Source organism: Pseudomonas sp. DCB_AW (genome assembly GCF_026240895.1).
Lineage (GTDB): Bacteria > Pseudomonadota > Gammaproteobacteria > Pseudomonadales > Pseudomonadaceae > Aquipseudomonas > Aquipseudomonas kermanshahensis.
Genome location: NZ_JAPFCE010000032.1, coordinates 16,752 through 35,331 on the forward strand (window position 1 = coordinate 16,752; position 18,580 = coordinate 35,331).

The 18,580-nt window shown below is 64.1% G+C and carries 14 protein-coding genes and 1 pseudogene; 5 read left to right on the forward strand and 10 right to left on the reverse strand.

Going from position 1 to position 18,580, the window contains the following annotated elements; all coding sequences use genetic code 11:
* Positions 1-32: 32 nt before the first annotated feature.
* The 3 genes from OO306_RS17500 to OO306_RS17510 all read right to left on the reverse strand — a co-directional run bounded on the left by OO306_RS17500 (position 33) and on the right by OO306_RS17510 (position 5,789).
* A complete protein-coding gene (locus OO306_RS17500; protein WP_265969463.1) occupies positions 33-3,179 on the reverse strand; it encodes a CusA/CzcA family heavy metal efflux RND transporter in 3,147 nt (1,048 codons plus the stop codon).
* A 16-nt stretch (positions 3,180-3,195) separates the two neighbouring features.
* Positions 3,196-4,395: an efflux RND transporter periplasmic adaptor subunit gene (locus tag OO306_RS17505; protein ID WP_265969464.1), complete on the reverse strand. Its 1,200-nt coding sequence runs from the start codon at positions 4,393-4,395 to the stop codon at positions 3,196-3,198.
* 158 nt (positions 4,396-4,553) lie between these two features.
* A complete protein-coding gene (locus OO306_RS17510) occupies positions 4,554-5,789 on the reverse strand; it encodes a TolC family protein (protein WP_265969465.1) in 1,236 nt (411 codons plus the stop codon).
* A gap of 223 nt (positions 5,790-6,012) precedes the next feature.
* On the opposite strand from OO306_RS17510, the gene aroQ reads away from it, so the two are divergent.
* Together aroQ and OO306_RS17520 are read left to right on the forward strand one after the other, a co-directional pair.
* The gene (aroQ, locus tag OO306_RS17515; RefSeq protein WP_027593852.1) at positions 6,013-6,462 is read left to right on the forward strand and encodes a type II 3-dehydroquinate dehydratase; all 450 of its coding nucleotides are present in this window, start codon (positions 6,013-6,015) and stop codon (positions 6,460-6,462) included.
* Positions 6,459-7,307 carry a shikimate dehydrogenase gene (locus OO306_RS17520; RefSeq protein WP_085273256.1) on the forward strand — a complete coding sequence of 283 codons (849 nt, stop codon included), beginning with the start codon at positions 6,459-6,461 and terminating at the stop codon, positions 7,305-7,307. The genes aroQ and OO306_RS17520 overlap by 4 nt, the downstream gene beginning before the upstream one ends.
* 54 nt (positions 7,308-7,361) lie before the next feature.
* Here OO306_RS17520 and OO306_RS17525 read toward each other — a convergent pair whose 3' ends face one another.
* Together OO306_RS17525 and OO306_RS17530 are read right to left on the reverse strand one after the other, a co-directional pair.
* Positions 7,362-7,877 carry a thioredoxin family protein gene (locus tag OO306_RS17525; protein ID WP_265969477.1) on the reverse strand — a complete coding sequence of 172 codons (516 nt, stop codon included), beginning with the start codon at positions 7,875-7,877 and terminating at the stop codon, positions 7,362-7,364.
* 10 nt (positions 7,878-7,887) lie between these two features.
* On the reverse strand, positions 7,888-8,163 hold the full coding sequence (locus OO306_RS17530) for a DUF2790 domain-containing protein (protein ID WP_252827350.1): 276 nt from the start codon (positions 8,161-8,163) through the stop codon (positions 7,888-7,890).
* A gap of 219 nt (positions 8,164-8,382) precedes the next feature.
* On the opposite strand from OO306_RS17530, the gene OO306_RS17535 reads away from it, so the two are divergent.
* The 3 genes from OO306_RS17535 to OO306_RS17545 all read left to right on the forward strand — a co-directional run bounded on the left by OO306_RS17535 (position 8,383) and on the right by OO306_RS17545 (position 11,081).
* On the forward strand, positions 8,383-9,123 hold the full coding sequence (locus OO306_RS17535) for a response regulator (RefSeq protein ID WP_099429879.1): 741 nt from the start codon (positions 8,383-8,385) through the stop codon (positions 9,121-9,123).
* A complete protein-coding gene (locus OO306_RS17540; protein WP_265969466.1) occupies positions 9,120-10,406 on the forward strand; it encodes a HAMP domain-containing sensor histidine kinase in 1,287 nt (428 codons plus the stop codon). The genes OO306_RS17535 and OO306_RS17540 overlap by 4 nt, the downstream gene beginning before the upstream one ends.
* A gap of 165 nt (positions 10,407-10,571) precedes the next feature.
* Positions 10,572-11,081, forward strand: a complete 510-nt coding sequence (locus OO306_RS17545; protein WP_265969467.1) for a DoxX family protein — start codon at positions 10,572-10,574, stop codon at positions 11,079-11,081.
* Between the two features lie 53 nt (positions 11,082-11,134).
* Here OO306_RS17545 and OO306_RS17550 read toward each other — a convergent pair whose 3' ends face one another.
* From OO306_RS17550 to OO306_RS17570, 5 genes and pseudogenes are all read right to left on the reverse strand, one after another.
* The gene (locus tag OO306_RS17550; protein ID WP_265969468.1) at positions 11,135-11,830 is read right to left on the reverse strand and encodes a DUF2063 domain-containing protein; all 696 of its coding nucleotides are present in this window, start codon (positions 11,828-11,830) and stop codon (positions 11,135-11,137) included.
* A complete protein-coding gene (locus OO306_RS17555) occupies positions 11,811-12,647 on the reverse strand; it encodes a DUF692 domain-containing protein (protein ID WP_265969469.1) in 837 nt (278 codons plus the stop codon). Before OO306_RS17555 ends, OO306_RS17550 begins: the two co-directional genes overlap by 20 nt.
* 123 nt (positions 12,648-12,770) lie before the next feature.
* Positions 12,771-13,163: pseudogene (locus OO306_RS17560) on the reverse strand (calcium sensor EFh); the annotation flags it as partial.
* Positions 13,164-13,195: 32 nt separating this feature from the next.
* Entirely contained in the window at positions 13,196-13,756 is a 561-nt protein-coding gene (locus OO306_RS17565) for a DUF4174 domain-containing protein (protein ID WP_265969470.1), read from the reverse strand.
* 228 nt (positions 13,757-13,984) lie between these two features.
* Entirely contained in the window at positions 13,985-18,463 is a 4,479-nt protein-coding gene (locus OO306_RS17570) for an NEL-type E3 ubiquitin ligase domain-containing protein (protein ID WP_323055833.1), read from the reverse strand.
* Between the last annotated feature and the right edge of the window lie 117 nt (positions 18,464-18,580).

An 18,580-nucleotide genomic window follows, 5' to 3' on the forward strand; every position in this document is an offset into this window, starting at 1 on the left:
CGGCGATGGGCCGCACAGCGGCCCCGGCATTATCAGCCTTCCGCCACCTCTTCGCGCCGATACGCCCATTGGTACAACGCCGGCAACACCAGCAACGTCAACGCCGTGGACGACAGGATCCCGCCAATCACCACGGTCGCCAGCGGCCGTTGCACTTCGGCCCCGGTGCCGGTCGCCAACGCCATCGGGATGAACCCCAGCGAGGCCACCAACGCGGTCATCAGCACTGGCCGCAAGCGCGTCAACGCGCCCTCCTCGACCGCCACCCGCAACGTGCGCCCTTCCTCGCGCAGGCTGCGGATAAAGGCAATCATCACCAGGCCATTGAGCACCGCCACCCCCGACAGCGCGATGAAGCCCACCCCTGCGGAAATAGACAATGGAATATCCCGCAACCACAGCGCCAGTACCCCACCGGTCAAGGCAAACGGAATACCGGTGAACACCAGCAAGCCATCCTTGAGGTTGTTGAACATCATCAGCAGCAAGGCCAGCACCAACAGCAAGGCCACCGGCACTACCACCTGCAGACGCTCGGCGGCCGACTGCAACTGCTCGAACTGGCCGCCCCAGCGCGTCCAGTAACCGGGCGGTATCTGCACCTGCTCGATCAGGGCCTGCTCGGCCTGCTGCACGAACGAGCCAAGGTCGCGGCCACGCACGTTGGCACTCACCACCACCACGCGCTTGCCATCCTCACGGCTGACCTGGTTAGGCCCCAGTTGCAGGTTCAACGTCGCGACCTGCGACAGCGGGATGAAACCGATCTGGGCAGCGCCGGCTGCACTGCTCGCCGGTACCGGTATCAGCAGGCTGGAAAGCCCGTCGACATCGGTACGCACAGTCTCGGGCAGGCGCACCACCATGTCGAAACGTCGGTCGCCCTCATACAGCGTGCCTGCCGTACGCCCCCCCACGGCAATGGCGATGGCGTCTTGCACGTCGCCGACATTGAGGCCATGGCGGGCGGCCTTGTCACGGTCGATATCAATGGTCAGCACCGGCAGGCCTGTGGTCTGCTCGACCTTGACCTCCGAGGCGCCCGGCACACGCTGCAGGCTGCTGGCGATTTGCGCGGCGGTCTGGTTGAGCACGTCCATGTCGTCCCCAAACACTTTGACGGCCACATCACTGCGCACACCCGAGATCAGTTCGTTGAAGCGCAACTGGATCGGTTGCGACAGCTCGTAATTGCTGCCCGGCACACTGGCCGCGGCGCGCTGCACTTCGGCAATCAGCGCCTCACGTGGCTTGCTCGGGTCGGCCCATTGCGCGGGCGGACGCAGCATTACGTAGGCGTCAGAGATGTTCGGCGGCATCGGGTCCGAGGCGATTTCGGCAGTGCCGGTGCGGGCGAACACGCGCTCCACTTCCGGCACCTGGGCAATGATCGCCCGCTCCAGGCGCTGCTGCATGTCTACCGACTGCGTCAGGCTGGTGCCTGGCACGCGCAGCGCCTGCAGGGCAAAGTCGCCCTCGCTGAGGCTGGGGATAAACTCGCTGCCCATGCGGCTGGCCATCACCCCGGACAACACCACCAGCGCTGCCGCCCCGGCGAACGCCAGCTTGCGCCGGCCCAACACCCAGCCCAGCACCGGTGCATAGCGCTGGCGCGCGGTGCGCATGACCAAGCCTTCTTCTTCCTTGACCTTGCCGGTCACGAACAGCGCCAGCGCCGCCGGCACGAAGGTCACCGAGAGGATCATGGCACCCAGCAGGGCGATCACGACGGTGAAGGCCATGGGGTGGAACATCTTGCCCTCGACCCCGGTCAGGGCAAAGATCGGCAGGTACACCACCATGATGATCAACTGCCCGTAGATCAGCGGGCGCCGTGCTTCACGGGCGGCGGCAAACACTTCATGGAAGCGCTCGGCGCGGGTCAGCATGCGGCCATGGCGCTGCTGGGCGTGAGCCAGGCGGCGAATGGCGTTCTCGACGATCACCACCGCGCCATCGACAATGATGCCGAAGTCCAGCGCGCCGAGGCTCATGAGGTTGGCACTGACCTTGTTGCTGAACATGCCGGTGAAGGTAAACAGCATCGACAACGGGATGACCATGGCGGTAATGACCGCAGCGCGGATGTTGCCCAGGAACAGGAACAACACGGCGATGACCAGGATCGCGCCCTCGATCAGGTTTTTCTTCACCGTGGCGATGGCTTTTTCGACCAGGTTGGTACGGTCATACACCGTCACCGCGACCACGCCCTTGGGCAGGTTGCGGTTGATCTCGACCAGCTTGGCCGCCACCGCCTGGGAGACCGTGCGGCTGTTCTCGCCGATCAGCATGAACACAGTGCCCAGCACTACCTCACGGCCATTTTCAGTCGCAGCCCCAGAGCGCAGCTCTTGGCCCAGGCCAACCTGGGCGACATGGCTGACGCGTATCGGAGTGCCGTCGACGCTGGCGATGACGATGTTGGCGATGTCCTCGGCGGAGTCCAACTGGCCCGGTGCGCGGATCAGCAACTGCTCGCCATTGCGCTCGATGTAGCCGGCCCCCACGTTGGCGTTGTTGCGCTCCAGTGCCGCGATCAAGTCATTGAGGGTGAGCTTGTAGGCCGCCAGGCGCTTGGGCTCCGGTGCGATCAAGTACTGCTTGGCATGGCCGCCAATGCTGTTGACCTCGGCCACCCCCGGCACATTGCGCAACTGCGGCTTGATGATCCAGTCCTGGATCACCCGCAGGTCGGTCTGGGTGTAGGGCGTACCGTCGTCCTTGAGCGCGCCCTCCTCGGCCTCGACGGTCCACAAGAAGATCTCGCCCAGCCCTGTGGAAATCGGCCCCATGCCCGCCTCGATGCCGTCGGGCAACTGTTCACGGGCCACCTGCAGGCGCTCGTTGACCAATTGACGGGCGAAGAACAGGTCGGTGCCGTCATCGAAGATCACCGTGACCTGGGACAAGCCCGAGCGGGACAGCGAACGGGTCTGCTTGAGGCCTGGCAGGCCGGCCATGGCCGTTTCGATGGCGAAGGTGATGCGCTGCTCGGTCTCCAATGGCGAGTAACCGGGTGCGGCGGTGTTGATTTGCACCTGGACGTTGGTGATGTCCGGCACGGCATCGATGGGCAGTTTCTGGTAGCTGTGGATACCCACCGCAGCCATCAGCAGCACGGCAAGCATCACCACCAGGCGCTGCTCGATGGCGAATTGGATCAGGCGTTCGAACATGGCGTCGTCCCCGGTTTCAATGGCTGTGCTCGGCGGAGCCTTTGCCAAGCTCCGACTTGAGGACGAAGCTGCCGGCGGCAGCGACCTGAGTGCCTGCAGGCAGGCCGGCGACGAGTTCTACCTGGCCGGCGTCGCGGCGCCCTGTCGTCACCGGGCGTGCCTCGAAGCCTTGCTCGGTACGCACGAACACCACGGTCTGCTCCTCCCAGGTCTGCAACGCGCTTTCCGGTACCACCACGGCGGCGGTCGACCGCTCGACACTGACCGCAATGTTCACGAACAGCCCAGGGCGCCAGGCGCCGTTGGGGTTGGCCAAGGTGGCGCGCACGGTGGCGGCGCGGTTTTGTTCACCGAGCAGACTGCCGACGTAATTGACCGTGCCCTCAACCTCGGCGCCCAGGTCCGGCGCACTGACCGTGACGCTGCGCCCGGTGACGACCCGGTTCAAGTCGCGTGGGGCGACGGCGAAAGTGGCCCAGACCCGGCTCAGGTCGGACAGTGTGAAGGCGTTGCTGGAGGCGTCGACCACCTCGCCCACGCTCATGTGTTTTTCCACCACCACCGCATCGAAGGGTGCGCGTAACTCATAGCGATTGCCGGCGCCGGCGGGGCCGACTGCCGCAACCTTTTGCCGAGCATTGGCCAGCGCGATCTCGGCCTCCTGCAACACTTGGCGAGCCTGCTGGTAGTCCTGTTCGGCACTGATGCGTTCCTGCCACAGCTGCTGTTCGCGCTGAAAGGTCAGACGCGCCAGTTCCAGGCGGCGCTGGGCTGCCTGTTGTTCGCTGCGCAGGTCAGAAATCTGCTGGCTGGCGATCACTGCCAGCACCTGGCCGCGCTTTACCGCCTGCCCGAGGTCAGCCTGCACCGACTCGACCACGCCCGGTACACGCGGCACGACATGCGCAGTGCGGTCTTCATCGAAACGGATCTCACCCGGGTAGCTGATGGCAGTGCCCAGCTCACGGGGGCCGGCAGCTACCAACTGCACGCCAGCCGCCTCGATCTGGGCGCTGGAAAGGTGCAATTTGCCTTCCTCGTCGGCGTGGCCTTCTTCGGCCTGCTCATCATCGTGGCCGTGGCCGTCTTCGCCATGCGCGTCGTGCTGGGCTTCGCCGCTCGAGGCCTGGCCGAGGTTGCCGGTCCAGGCCAGGCCACCGAGGCCAAGCACGGCCAGAGCGACCGCCAGGAGGGCGATCTTGCGTGGGTTATCCATTGTTGCTCCTGCTGTTCGTGTTTTTGCTCAAGCCAATGGGCCCGCTGCGCGACCCATCGCCGGCAAGCCAGCTCCCACAGGGACGGCACCGTGCATCAATGTGGCGCTTCATTTGTGGGAGCTGGCTTGCCGGCGATGGCCGCGCAGCGGCCCCTGAATCACAAGCCGCCCTCAAGGTCGCCATACAGGCGCTCGACCTGGGCCCGCGCATCAGTCGCCGAGGCCAGGGCTTGCAGATACAAGCCCCGCGCCTCGATCAGCGTGCGCTGGGCATCGAGCACATCAAGGAAGGCGAACTTGCCCATCTCGAAGCCGCGGGTGGCGGTGTCTACCGCTTGCTGCGCCGAGGGCAGGATGGTGCGGTCGTAGGCCTGCACTTCCTGCATGGCCGTGGCCCATTGGCTGAGGGCGCTGCGGGTCTCGCTGCGCAAGCGCAACTCAACGGCATTGCGCAAGTCACGGGCCTGGTCGGCACGTCGCGCAGCCACCAGCACGTTGCCTTGGTTACGGTCGAACAACGGCAGCGGCATCGACAGCCCGACCACGTTGACTCGCTCGCGGTCCTCGCGGCTGTATTGGCTGCCGAGGCTGACGGTGAGGTCGGGTATGCGCTGAGCCTTTTCAGACCCCAACGACGCTTCGCCGCGCTCGACCTGCGCCGCCGCCAAGCGCCACTCGGCGGTCTGTTCGACCCTGGCCAGCAAGGCCTCGACCGCAGGCGCGGCACCCGGCGACAGATCAGTGGCCAGCAGGCGGTCGAAGCGTGCCACCGGGCTGCCCGTCAACCGCGCCAAAGCCTGATAAGCCACACTGCGCTGTGAGGCGGCGCGGCGTACTTGCGCCTGCGCCTGGGCCAGTTGCACCTGGGCCCGCGTGGCCTCTACCGGCGAAGACTGGCCGGCCGTGACGCGCCCCTGTACCACCCGCAGCCCGCGCTCCGTCAGTGCCTGGGACTGTTGCGCCAGCTCCAGCGCCGTTTGCGCACGCAGGGCCGCGTGGAAGGCCTGCACCACATCGGCGCGCAAGCCATTGCGCTGGCGTTCCAGGTCAAGCTGGGCGATGGTCTGGCCGGCACCGGCCACGGCGATGCGCGCTCCCCGCTTGCCGCCCAGCTCCAGTGGCTGGCTCAGGGTGACCGTGGTGGTGCGCGTCTCGCTGCGGGTGTCCTCGACTTCCCAGGACAACTCCGGGTTAGGTATCAACCCCGCTTGGCGCCGCTCGCCTTCGGCAATGCCGATTTCACGGCCCGCGGCAGCGAGTTCCGGGTTTTGCGCAAAGGCAGCGCTAAGCGCTTCGGGCAGGCTCAGGCGGCCACTGGCCTGGGCACTGCCAGTGGCCGCCAGTAACAGGCAAAGCAAGGCGATCTTGCGGGGGATGGCACGGGTGCAGGGCACGAAACAGGTCCTCGTCGGCGAGCGTTGGCGAGGGACTGTAGGGCGGCGTGCTTATCGGGGCGGTGGCGTGAACATTACAATGCTGTAATCAGCGGGGTTCGGTATTGGCGCAAAACGTCCGGTTATCGCCCACTTTCCCGTCTAAGCCCGTTCATGCAATTGACGAAACTAACCAGGTGGTACAAAGATAAGCGCATCCAAAAACAACAAAGTGATGCCTTTCATGAAGCCCCTTATTCTTGTGCTGAACGGCCCTAACCTGAACATGCTGGGCACCCGCGAGCCCACTCAGTACGGCCATGAAACCCTTGCTGACCTGGCCCAAGGCTGCGCCGACAGCGCCCTTGCCAAAGGCCTGGAAATCGAATTCCGCCAGACCAACCACGAAGGCGAACTGATCGACTGGATCCATGCCGCCCGTGGCCGCTGTGCTGGCATCCTGATCAACCCGGGCGCCTGGACCCACACCTCCGTGGCCATCCGCGACGCCCTGGTGGCCAGTGAACTGCCCGTCATCGAGGTGCACCTGTCCAACGTGCACAAACGCGAGCCCTTCCGCCACCTGTCGTTCGTCTCGTCGATTGCCGTCGGCGTGATCTGCGGCCTGGGCAGCCATGGCTACCGCCTGGCCCTGAGCCACTTCGCGGAAATGTTCCAGGAGCAGACCGCATGAGCCAACAGGCCATCCTCGCCGGCCTCATCGGCCGCGGCATCCAGCTGTCGCGCACCCCTGCGCTGCATGAGCATGAAGGTGACGCGCAATCCCTGCGTTACCTGTATCGCCTGATCGACGCCGATCAGTTGCAGTTGGACGACAGCGCCCTGCCCGGCCTGCTCGATGCCGCACAGCACACCGGGTTCACCGGGCTCAACATCACCTACCCGTTCAAACAGGCGATTCTGCCGCTGCTCGACGAGCTGTCGGATGAAGCCCGTGGGATCGGCGCGGTGAACACCGTGGTGCTCAAGGACGGCAAGCGGGTCGGCCACAATACCGACTGCCTGGGCTTCGCCGAAGGCCTGCGCCGCGGCCTGCCAGATGTGGCACGCCGGCAAGTGGTGCAAATGGGCGCTGGGGGCGCAGGCTCGGCGGTGGCCCATGCGCTGCTGGGCGAAGGGGTCGAACGGCTGGTGCTGTTCGAAGTCGACGCGGCGCGGGCACAAGCGCTGGTCGACAACCTCAACGGGCATTTCGGTGCCGGCCGTGCGGTGCTCGGCACTGACCTGCGCGCAGCATTGGCCGAGGCAGACGGGCTGGTCAACACCACGCCCGTGGGCATGGCCAAGCTGCCGGGGACGCCGCTGCCGGTGGAGTTGCTGCATGAACGGTTGTGGGTGGCAGAGATCATCTACTTCCCGCTGGAAACCGAACTGTTGCGCGCCGCGCGGGCATTGGGTTGCCGCACGCTGGATGGCAGCAACATGGCCGTGTTCCAGGCGGTCAAGGCGTTCGAGCTGTTCAGTGGCCGCGAGGCCGATGCGGCGCGGATGCAGGCGCATTTTGCCAGTTTTAGCTGAGTCGGCACCGGCCCTTTCGCGGGCTTGCCCCGCGAAAGGGCCGGCACAGGCGCATCAACCCTTTTCATCCAGCAAGGCCTTCAACACCTGTTCCTGCCCTGCATAATCCCCCTCGCCAAAATGCACGTGGCGCACTTGCCCTGTGCGGTCGACAAAATAATGCGCCGGCCAGAACTGGTTGCCCCAGGCATTCCACACCTGGTGATCGTTGTCCACTGCCACGGGGTAACCGATCCCCAGCGCAGCTACCTTGTCGCGCAAGGTCGCGACGTCATGCTCGTAGTCATATTCAGGCGTGTGCACGCCCACCACCACCAGCCCCTGGTCGGCGTAACGCCGTGCCCAGTCATTCACATGCGGCAGGCTTCGCTGGCAGTTGATGCAGTCCCAGGTCCAGAAGTCCACCAGCACCACCTTGCCTTTGAGCGCCGGCGCATCCAGTGGCGGCGAATTCAACCACTGGCTGGCCCCCGCCAGCGACGGCATGGCGCCGTAACTGTCGCGGGCCTGCAGATAGCCCGCCAGGCCCAGGCCTGTCAGGGCCAGCGCAATGCCGCCCACCTTCAACATCAGGCGGCGATCAATTCTCATGGCAACCGCCGGTGGCGTACGAGCGGTATTCCACACTCCGATGCTGACCTTTGGAATCGAGGTAGTCCATGCGGGTGTTGACCAAGCCGCAGGTGTTGCCCTGGTCATCCTGCACCGACAGGACTTTCTTCACATCCAGATGATCACCGTAGCGGTACTGCATCACACTGGCATCGTTCATCGCGGTGGTGGCGGCCTGAGCGGCAATGGCGCCGAAACTGAACACGGCAAACAGGCTGACGCTGGCGAAGGCTTTGAGGTTCATGGCAACTCTCCTGTGTAACGCTTTAGGTGGGGAGGGTTACTCCCCGGTCGAGAGCCATTACACGGCCGCCAGGTATCCCATATGTGTCACCCGAGCCTGTGATCTGCTTCCTCCTGTATCTCTGCAAACGCCAGATACACTGCAATACAAAACCCCGCAGGCAAGCGCGATTACGCTCGGTACACTGCGCCAACCCCACCCCATACAGGAACGCTGCGCATGGAACACGTCGATCACATCCTGATCGTCGACGACGACCGCGAGATCCGCGAACTGGTCGGCAACTACCTGAAGAAGAACGGCCTGCGGACCAGCATCGTTGCCGATGGCCGGCAGATGCGCGCCTTTCTCGAAGCCAACAGCGTCGACCTGATCGTCCTCGACATCATGATGCCCGGCGACGATGGCCTGTTGCTGTGCCGTGAACTGCGTGCCGGCAAACACCGCAACACGCCCGTGCTGATGCTGACCGCACGCAACGACGAAACCGACCGCATCATCGGCCTGGAGATGGGCGCCGACGACTACCTGACCAAGCCGTTCTCCGCCCGCGAACTGCTGGCCCGCATCAATGCCGTGCTACGCCGCACGCGCATGCTGCCGCCGAACCTGACCATCAGTGAAAGCAGCCGCTTGCTGGCCTTCGGCCAATGGCGCCTGGACACCACCGCACGGCACCTGCTCGACAGTGAAGACACCCTGGTGGCCCTGAGCGGCGCCGAGTACCGGCTGCTGCGGGTATTTCTCGACCACCCGCAGCGGGTGCTCAGCCGCGAGCAACTGCTCAACCTGACTCAAGGGCGCGAAGCAGACATCTTCGACCGCTCCATCGACCTGCTGGTCAGCCGCCTGCGCCAGCGCCTGGGTGATGACGCCCGCGAACCCAGCTGCATCAAGACCGTGCGCAGCGAAGGCTACGTGTTCTCGCTGCCGGTGCAATTGCTCGGGTCGCCCTCATGAAATGGCCCCGCACCCTGGCCTCGCGCCTGGCATTGATTTTCTTCACCGGCCTGGTACTGGCCTATGGGTTGTCGTTCGGCCTGCAAGCCTACGAGCGTTACATCAGCAGCCGCTCGATGATGCTCAGCAACCTGGAACAGGACGTTGCCACTTCCGTCGCCATCCTCGACCGCCTGCCCGCCGCCGAACGTACCGCCTGGCTGCCGCGCCTGGAGCGGCGTACCTACCGCTACCACCTTGACCAGGGCCAGGATGGCCAGGCGATGCCGACCAGCGACCCGCCCATGGCCGCCGAGTCGATCGTCAAAGCCATTGGCGACGACTTTCGCCTGACCTTCCAGGAGATCCCCGGCCCCAATGCGCATTTTCAGGTGCACTTGAACCTGGCAGATGGCGCGCCCCTGACCATCGACGTTACCCCGACCCCCGTACCGATCGCCCGCTGGCTGCCGGTGGTTTTGCTGATTCAGCTGGCCGTGCTGTTGCTGTGCACCTGGCTGGCAGTGCGCCTGGCCATCGGCCCGCTCACCCGCCTGTCGCAGGCCGTGGACAACCTCGACCCGGACAAACCCGGTGTGCAACTGGACGAGAGCGGCCCGCGCGAGGTGAAGTACGCCGCCGTTGCCTTCAATGCCTTGCAGGCACGCATCGCGGCCTACCTCAAGGAGCGCATGCAGTTGCTGGCGGCGATCTCCCACGACCTGCAAACCCCCATCACCCGCATGAAATTGCGGGTCGAAGTGATGGACGAGGGGGTCGAGAAAGCCAAGCTGTGGCACGACTTGGATGCCATGGAGCACCTGGTACGCGAAGGTGTGGCCTATGCCCGCAGCATGGACATCAACACCGAAGCCCCATGCCGAATCAACCTGGATGCCTTCCTCGACAGCCTGGTGTTCGACTACCAGGACAGCGGCGCCCAGGTCGAACGCCACGGCAACGCCGACGGCCTGCTGGAAACCCGCCCGCATGCGCTGCGCAGGGTGTTGGTCAACCTGGTGGACAACGCCTTGAAGTTCGCGGGTAAAGCACAGCTGGAGGTCAGCCGTGAACCAGGATGCACCCGGATTCGGATACTCGACGACGGCCCGGGGATTCCGGAAGATGAGCTCAATGAAGTGCTCAAGCCTTTTTACCGGGTAGAAAGCTCGCGTAACCGCAGTACCGGAGGCACGGGCTTGGGGCTGGCGATCGCGCAGCAACTGACCCAGGCCATGGGTGGGCGCTTGACCCTGAGCAATCGCCAAGGCGGCGGGTTGTGTGCACAGATCGAGTTGAAGTGAGTGCCACCGGCATGTCGCCCCTCCAGGTCTTACGCGTGATAGCGATGCCGCCTTACGCAACCGATCGCTACAGTCCGATACACACTGTCGCCTCCGCCGACACACTGTCGATACGCCACCGCTCCACACTCCCGGCCACACATTGGCACGCCAGGAGTTAAACCGATGACACGTCCAAACATGACGGCATTTACCCACCCCTTCAGCCACATTGACCGGATCGGAAACTGGAGCGCCGACGTGCCGCTGCGGCTGTTTCTGGCCTGGGAGTTTTTCGAGTCTGGTCTGGAAAAATACAACGGCACCAACTGGTTCGGCGACCTGCAGTCCAGCTTCCCCTTCCCGTTCAGTGCACTGCCAGCAGCGCTGAACTGGCAACTGTCGATGTGGGCCGAGCTGGTGCTGCCTTTACTGCTGTTGCTTGGCCTGGGCACACGGCTGGCCTCGGCCGGGCTCATGGTCATCACTGTGGTGGCCATTGCTGCGGTGCATTGGCCAGCACAGTGGTCGAGCCTGGCGGAGCTGGCGCAGGGTTATGCCATCACCGACCAGGGTTTCGGCAACTTCAAGTTGCCGCTGATCTACCTGGTGGCACTGCTGCCACTGCTGCTCAAGGGGGCCGGCCGCCTGAGCCTTGACCACTGGCTCAACGCGCGGCTCGCAGCCAGGGCATGACGCGTAAATAGCAACGGGCTCGGGGCCAGTAGGCGCCGAGCCCGTTTTTTATCTCAGGCTGTACCGATGACAATGCCTTGCGCGCGCAGGCTCTCCAGCAGTGCCAAGCCTTGCTCCTGATCCCCACCCAATGCGTGCAGACGCGCCAGCCCAGTACCCCTCACCTCTGTGAGCAAGCGGTAAGCCATGGGTGCCAGGCGAGCGAAGCGTACCTGCAGCCCGGCGTCGCGGTAGACCAGCAGCAAGGTGGGTTCAGGTGCCTCCTGCGGTTGATAATCCGGGCCGATACGGTCAACTGGCCAACGGTAGGCCAATACCCTGGCCGTGCACGACAGCAGCGGCTCCCCCTGCAGCAGGTCACCCTGTGGGTCATGAGCCGGGTCTTCGGCATCGCTGAGGTACAGCTGGGCCTCGATCCACTCGTAGTGGGCAAGCTCCAGTTGCCACGGAGCATCCAGTTCGATGCCCTGGAGGTAGTCGATGAACGCTTCGGCGATCTCGGTGAACAAGGGTGTCTGGCTGCGGTAGTTGGCATAAAAATCCCGCACGCGGGCATGCCAGCGCGGCTCGCCCAAGGTTTGCCGCAGCACCGGAAAGCTGCCGGCCAGCAGGCCTTCGATGGCGCCATAGAACAGTTCACGGTAAACCTTCAGCCGGCGTGCCTCGATGCCAGGCGGTGGGGCATGCCGCAGCGGATCTCGCAGATGCCGCGCCAGCGAGAACTGCTGTTCACGCAACAATTCGCTCATGCGACACCTCCCGCTGCACCGTGCGAATGCGGTCAGTCTCTTCGAGCAGCTCGGCCAAGGGCGGGTAGTTGAAGTCTCGCTCGAGCGTTGTCGGCTGTGCGCCAAAATGCTTGCAGGCCATCGCGAACAACGACCAGACATCCTCCTTTACGGGTGCGCCATGGGTATCCACCTTGAGGTCCGGGGCCTCGTCGTAATGACCCGCCACATGCATGGCGACGACGCGTGCCGGCGGCAGCCCCTGAAGGAAGGCCTGCGCATCGTAGCCATGGTTGCAGGCGTTGACGAACACATTGTTGACGTCCAGAAGCAGGTCGCAGTCGGCCTCGTCGAGCACGGCGCGAATGAAGTCCAGCTCGCTCATCGCCTGGTACGGGGCGGCGTAATAGCTGATGTTTTCCACGGCGATACGCCGCTGCAAGTGGTCCTGGGCCTGACGAATCCTGGCGGCGACGTGATGCACAGCTTCTTGCGTGAAGGGGATCGGCATCAGGTCGTAGAGGTGACCGTCATCGCTGCAATAGCTCAGGTGTTCGCTGTACAGGCGTACCTGATGGCGATCGAGAAAGCGCCGGGTCTGGTCCAGCAAACCCCGGTCCAGCGGCAGGCTGCCGCCCAAGGACAAGGACAGCCCATGGCAGGCCAGCGCAAACCGTTCGGTCAATTGCGCCAGGCCTTTGCCATAGGCGCCTCCGACCCCAATCCAGTTTTCTGGCGCACACTCCAGAAAATCCACGGCACCGTCTTCCAGCGTAAGCAATTCAGCCATCAGGCCACGGCGCAGGCCAAGGCCGACAAGCAAGGGTGTGGTCGTCATCGATAAGTCTCCACAACATGCAAAACGCCCCGCCTGACCAGCAGGAGGGGCGTTGTGTCATTCCAAGGGTTTAACTCAGGACTTACCGGTCACTTCGCTGGACGAGGCTTCTGCTGCCTTGCCAGCGCCGCCACATTTACCTTCACCGCACTTGCCTTCGCCATGGCTGGCCTTCTTGTCGCCACCGCACTTGCCCTCACCCTGGGTGGCCTTGCCGCTGCCACCGCACTTGCCTTCACCGCATTTGCCTTCGCCAGGCACCTTGGCCGAAGCCAACTGATACCCCTGGGACAGCGGCTCGACAGCGAACGCGCTGCTGCCAAAGGCCATGCTGCCGATCAGGGCGGCGCCGAGCAGGCCGAGGGTGTTGCGTGCATGAGTCATGGTGTAGCTCCACTGTGGTTGGAAAGTGGAGCCATTAGGCCGGGTGGGTGTGTCGGGGTTGTATCGCCGAAATCGGCATTTTGTACATGAATCGGTCTGTAGGCCTGCAGGATACAGTGTGATACAGAGCACCCGCCCCTGCGGCCAGTGGCGGGTGAAGGCTGTCAGTCTTCCAGCGGCTTGGGCGGCGCTGCGGGCTTGGCAGGTTTGACGGGTTTGGCCGGTTTGCTGTCCTTGCCCTTGGTTTCAGGTGCCGCCGCGACAGGCTCTGGCGCAGTCACGGCCTTCTCGCTCGCCGGCAGCTCATCGACCGCCTTGAGGATGGCCTGCGGGTCGATTGGCTCGCCCGTGGCGTCATCCTTGAGCATGTGCCGTTCACCGTCCTTGCCCACCAGGATCACCTTGGTACCCACGCTCGCGCCAAGCTTGAGTTCACGGATCAGGGCCATGGTGGTCTGCTGCTCGAGGTTCTTGTCCTCGCGCTTGCCGACCATCTTGGCAACGCTGTACAGCACCAGGCTGCGCTCCTTGAAGGCTTTTTGAATTTCCGGGTCTTCCAAGGCTTTGTTCAACCCACGTAATGTCGGGTCGGCAGAACTGGGAGCAATGATCACCAGAGGCCGTGCCTTGCCCAGCTCCTTGGCCAGTGGAGCGTCGCTGTCGGCGGCGAACAGTGGGCCGGTGACGGCGAGCAAGGTAGCGAGGGTCAGTGACCGGACGAGCATACACATCTCCTTAATGTCTCGATAAACCAATGACTACAGATCACGGAGAAAAATCCGACCTGGAGCCTAAACCACTTCAAAAGCTGCGTGGCGAAGGAAAAGTAACTGACAATTTCCAGGCATGCGTCAGATCAGGATGACGGACTTTGCCGAAAAGGCCGCCTCCTGACTGAGCATAGCCCAAAGCCACTGCTGGCAAGGCTGCGCTACGCCACACACGCGGTGTTGTTACACGTCGATGCCAGCGCCCGGAGGCCCGGCCTCCAATGCCGCCAGCGTCATGTCGAGCATCAACCCGCGCCGGGCAGCGCGCTGCGCGGCAAGAATCGCATCCGACTCAGCCTGCCTGGCCTCGTCGGTCAACGCCTCATCGTCGAGCACGCGATCGAGGCGGCGCCGGAACGGCCTGTCCACTTGCGCGAAGCGTTCAGGGTGAGCACGTTCCAGGTGCCCCTGCCAGAACGTTCGGTCCACCAGTGAACGCGCGATTTCCTCCTGCGTCTCTGCCTCGAGCACTTGCGCTTGCGCCCGTGCAAGGTGCGCCTCAGTGACCCCTGCCAGGGGGCGAAAACTCATGTCGGCTACTGCAATGGGCAAGTTCAGGCGATCGCGCAACCCGAGGCGATAGGCAAGCCCCACTTCGCTTTCATCTGGGTTGCCGCCGCGATTCAGGATGTCCAGCACAGCCAGCCGATCGACCTCATCCAGGCGCCACAAACGCCGCCCCAACGCAATCAAGGCCTGCTCGGTATTGCCTGGCTCATCGGTCCGGGCACGCCACACCAGCACGTTCAGTTCAAGGTTACTGAGGCACCAGGTCGCGCCGTCCTGGCAACCCCACTCGTCGTTGGCGATGTCCATCAAGGCTTCGCGCAGGGCCGGCTCCCGGGCCATCGCCTGCAGCACGGCCAGTACCCGCTGGGCGAGGGCTTCAGCATTGATGTGGAAATCCGCGGACTGCAGCAACTGCTGCAGGACGCGAAAGAAGCGATCGGCAGGCTCCCCTATGTCTACCGACTCCCAAGCCGCCATCAGCAGGCCCCGATAACGCGGCCCGACAGCATCCCCCCAAACGGCACGGGCACGCTCGAGTTGTTCGTAAAGCAGCACCTCGTCCGTCGGCATGGCCGGCCCCATCAGCGCCGCCTGCAGGCGAATCAGCTCGGCGTTCTCAAACGGGTTTCCGGCCAACCTGATGCGCCGCCGAAAGCCAGGTGCCAGTTGATAGAACCACTCTGGAATCCGCGTCAGGCGGTTCTCGCGCATGTCCATGTACACCAGGCTTGAGCGGCTCTCCACGCCGTGCGGAAACTGCGTCAGCCCCGTATTGCGCAAGTTCAGCCAGCGAAGAACGGTGAGCCCATTCAAGGTGAAGGCGCGACCCAGTGGGTTATGGGACAGGTCGAGGTACTCGAGGCTTGTGGCACTTGCCAACGTAGCGGCCTGGCTGGTGTTCAACACGATCTGGTTATTGGTCAGGGTCAACTGACGCAAGTGCTGCATTTGCAGCAACGGCTGCGGCAAGCGGGTCAGCAAATTCCCCCCCAGGTCCAGTAACCGTGCACGCGGGAAAGCGAGCAGGAAGCTCGCTGGAATTTCCTGCAGCTCCATGCGCAGCAGTGATACATCGGAAACATGAGCAAAGCTGACCTGTGCTGGCATTTCCGGCAGCTCCCCAGGCCGCATGTTGTACAAGACCATGCGGTAGTTGTGGTCGGTGTCGAGGTGCGCTTGCCCTCCGTCGGTGGTGCGCCGCCAGCAATCGAGCAGCGTGTTGCGCATGCAGGTACGGTCTTCCCTCTCAGCACCTTGGGCCTCCCCGACCCACCCTTCCAAGCTGTTGCGCAGCACCCTGTACTCTGCACGCAATTGGGCCAATACCGCTTCCACTTGGCGCCCCGAACGCCGCACATTGTCGGTCCATGTCGCCACCTGTTCGTCACTGAACGAGGGAAACAGGTCACGCACCGACGCTGCCAGTGCCAGCGCCCGCTCTGGCCTTCCAGGGCCACCCGAGTTACGGCCACCCAAGGGGTAACCCAGGCGGCCATCGGCCAAACGCAGGGGTGGGCGGAACATTCCCGGGGGCTGCACACCCAGCAGCCCTTCAAGTTCGGCACGACGTCGTAGGGCCTCACGCGCCAGCACGACCCTGAGGTTATGGGCGAAGGGCTCCGCTACCTGCATCGCCTCCCGCTGGGACGGTGAATAGGCTGCGGCCATCACCTCGAACAGCTCGCCCGCCTCGCCTTGCGGCACCGCTTGAGCATCCTGCAATTGGAACGTGCCCGCGTGGTGCAGCAAATCGAATGCCTGCGCGCCGTCCTCGGTTGATGCCAGCAGCGGCCCACCGCGATGGCCTTCGAACAAGCGCCAACGCACGCCTTGGCCAGTGCCAGGCAAGTGCTTGAGCAGCCCCAGTGCGACACGCGCCAAGTCGGCATTCTGTGGGGTATCCAGGCTCAACGCTTCAAGTACCCTGACCTTGCGAATGGTCGCCACAGCGCGCCTGGCCGCTTCGGCCAGGTTCAATGGCACGCGGCCAGTCTGCAGCAACCGCCGTCGGTCATCCCCATTGGCCGCCGTCAGCAGCGCCTGCGCGGCCCGCGGGTGCAAACCCGAAAACACGTTGCGCAGCAAGGCACTGCCCGGGCTGTCGCTGACCTGCACAGCGTCATACACATGCCCCAATAAAAGGCGCCGCTGGGCCCAGGCGAGCTCGGCCAGCTGCGGGTCCGACGCACCGGCTGCACCCGGCAAGCGCTGGGCATGCTGCAACACGGTGGCATCCTCGACCGGCTCACCCGTCCGCAAGCAGCTGATCACCTGGCGAATCCGTTGGTCGATCCTGCAACGCTCGGCGCTGTCGAGCATGCCGGCCTCGGGCGCACGCCCATACACATGCAGGGCCCGCAGCTGATCCGCACCCAGGTCATGAAAGCCCAGCACCTGGTCGATCTGCTCGTCAGTCATGCTGTCCAACGGCGTGCCAAGGCGACGGAACATTCGGTGGGTGTCATCCCATTGCGCAGGTTGCTCGCTCCAGACCCGCCAGGCGCCAGCACCGTTGTGACGCAGCGCAGGCCCATTGCCGCTGCGCGGGCGAAGCTGCCATTGGCCCTCGCTGCCGGGGTCGACCACAGGGTAGTGGTGGCCGTCCATTTCGATCCAGGCCTGCCCGGCATGGCGCCGAATACCCAAGGCATCCTGCGTAGCCGCAGGCCCCGGCGCGACGCTGCGGTAAGGTGCCAAGTCCTGCTGCCAAAGCTTGCTGGTACCGTCCTCCAGCTGTGCAGGCACCATCGCATCGACCACGGCAGAACGCGCCCACAACCGCCGCGCCACCGTAACGCCCGCCACCGTCGCCGCAATCACCGCAAGGTCAGTGGCGACGTGGGTCAAATGGTCGAGTGCCTCCTGGGCTTCACCCGCCTGCAAGGCCTCGATGCCATGGTAAACCTCGCCCAGCAACTCCCAGACAGTCACCGCGAGCATGACCAGGCCCAGGCCCGGGACAAAAAACGACGCCAGGTTCAGCAGCAGCCAGCCTTCGGCAGCCAGGCGCTCGTCATGGGCACGCTGGACATCGCGGTCGAGCCGCGCCACCGGCACCGCGATCATTGCCGCATCCTCTTTGATCTGGCGGATACGCGACTGTGCGAGGCTGTTGAACAGCGGTGGCGGGTAGGCCTGCAAACGGGGGGCGAGGTCATAACTTGCCCAGGCCGGCAGGTCATCAAAAACGGGCGTTACCGTGGCGAAGAACGCCTGGCTGTCGCGCCTGAGCACGAAGCGGCTGAAGAATCGCTGATACGTCTTGACGCGCAAGCGGTGGCCCAGTTCACGGTTGAGGTCACTGAGGCTGCCAAATGCACTCCAGGGTGCCACCGGATCACCCGGCACATACATCAGCAAACGCCGCGTGGTGTTGAACAAAGGGCCTTGATCGATCACCTCCAGCACCACCACCTGCTCAAGCGCATACCCGAGCAGCTTCAGCTGCTTGGCCACCACCAGGTCACCTGCCAGGCGCAGCAGCTTGCCCTCGAGGCACATGCCCACCAGCAATTTCAGCTCGCTGGCATCCAGCAGATTGTCTTGCCGGGCCTTGTAGCCGTCCACCAGCATGGCGTAGCGCACGGCATCGACCAGCAACGTCTCGATGCGTTTTTCGTTATTGGCCGGTTTCAGAATGCTGTCCAGATGCTGCTGGTAGCCCTGCCCCAGGTCGAGCTCGCGGCACAGCGCAGCAAAGGCGATGGCGGTGGGCGGTTTGCGCGCGCCCGAGCGCGGTACCAGCAACCGGTTGCCCGCCGGCTGGCCGCCCGCGCTGGCCTGTTCGGCGGTAAAGTTGCGCAGTGCCACCTCAAGCAGTGGTTTTTCGTCGTACACCACTTCTGTGAGGTGAGCCCCCACCGGCTGGGCGTTGATCACCGGTTCACGGCGCCCTTCGAGAAACTTCAACCGATGCAGGTTGTAGGTAACCCCGTAACGCTCGCTGAGCGCCTTCTCCAGCCGGGAGGCGACGAAGCCATCGATGCCTTCGATGCGCGTCAGCAACGCGCCCAGTTGCTGACGGCTTTCAAGGCTCTTGGCCAAGGCGTGGCTGATCGCAGGCAGTTGGTCAATGGGCGCCTGTCGCAACCAACGGGGCAGGCGCTTGCTGATGAAACCATCCTGAAACGCGTCGCTGTCCTGCTGCAGCATGTCGGGGCGGACGGCGGCATTGCCCCCAGCCTGATCCTCTGGCGAATGTGTAGTGCCCATGCGTAAAGCCTCTTGTGGGTAAAGAGGCCAGCCTAGGCAGCCGCAGTTTGTCGAGGC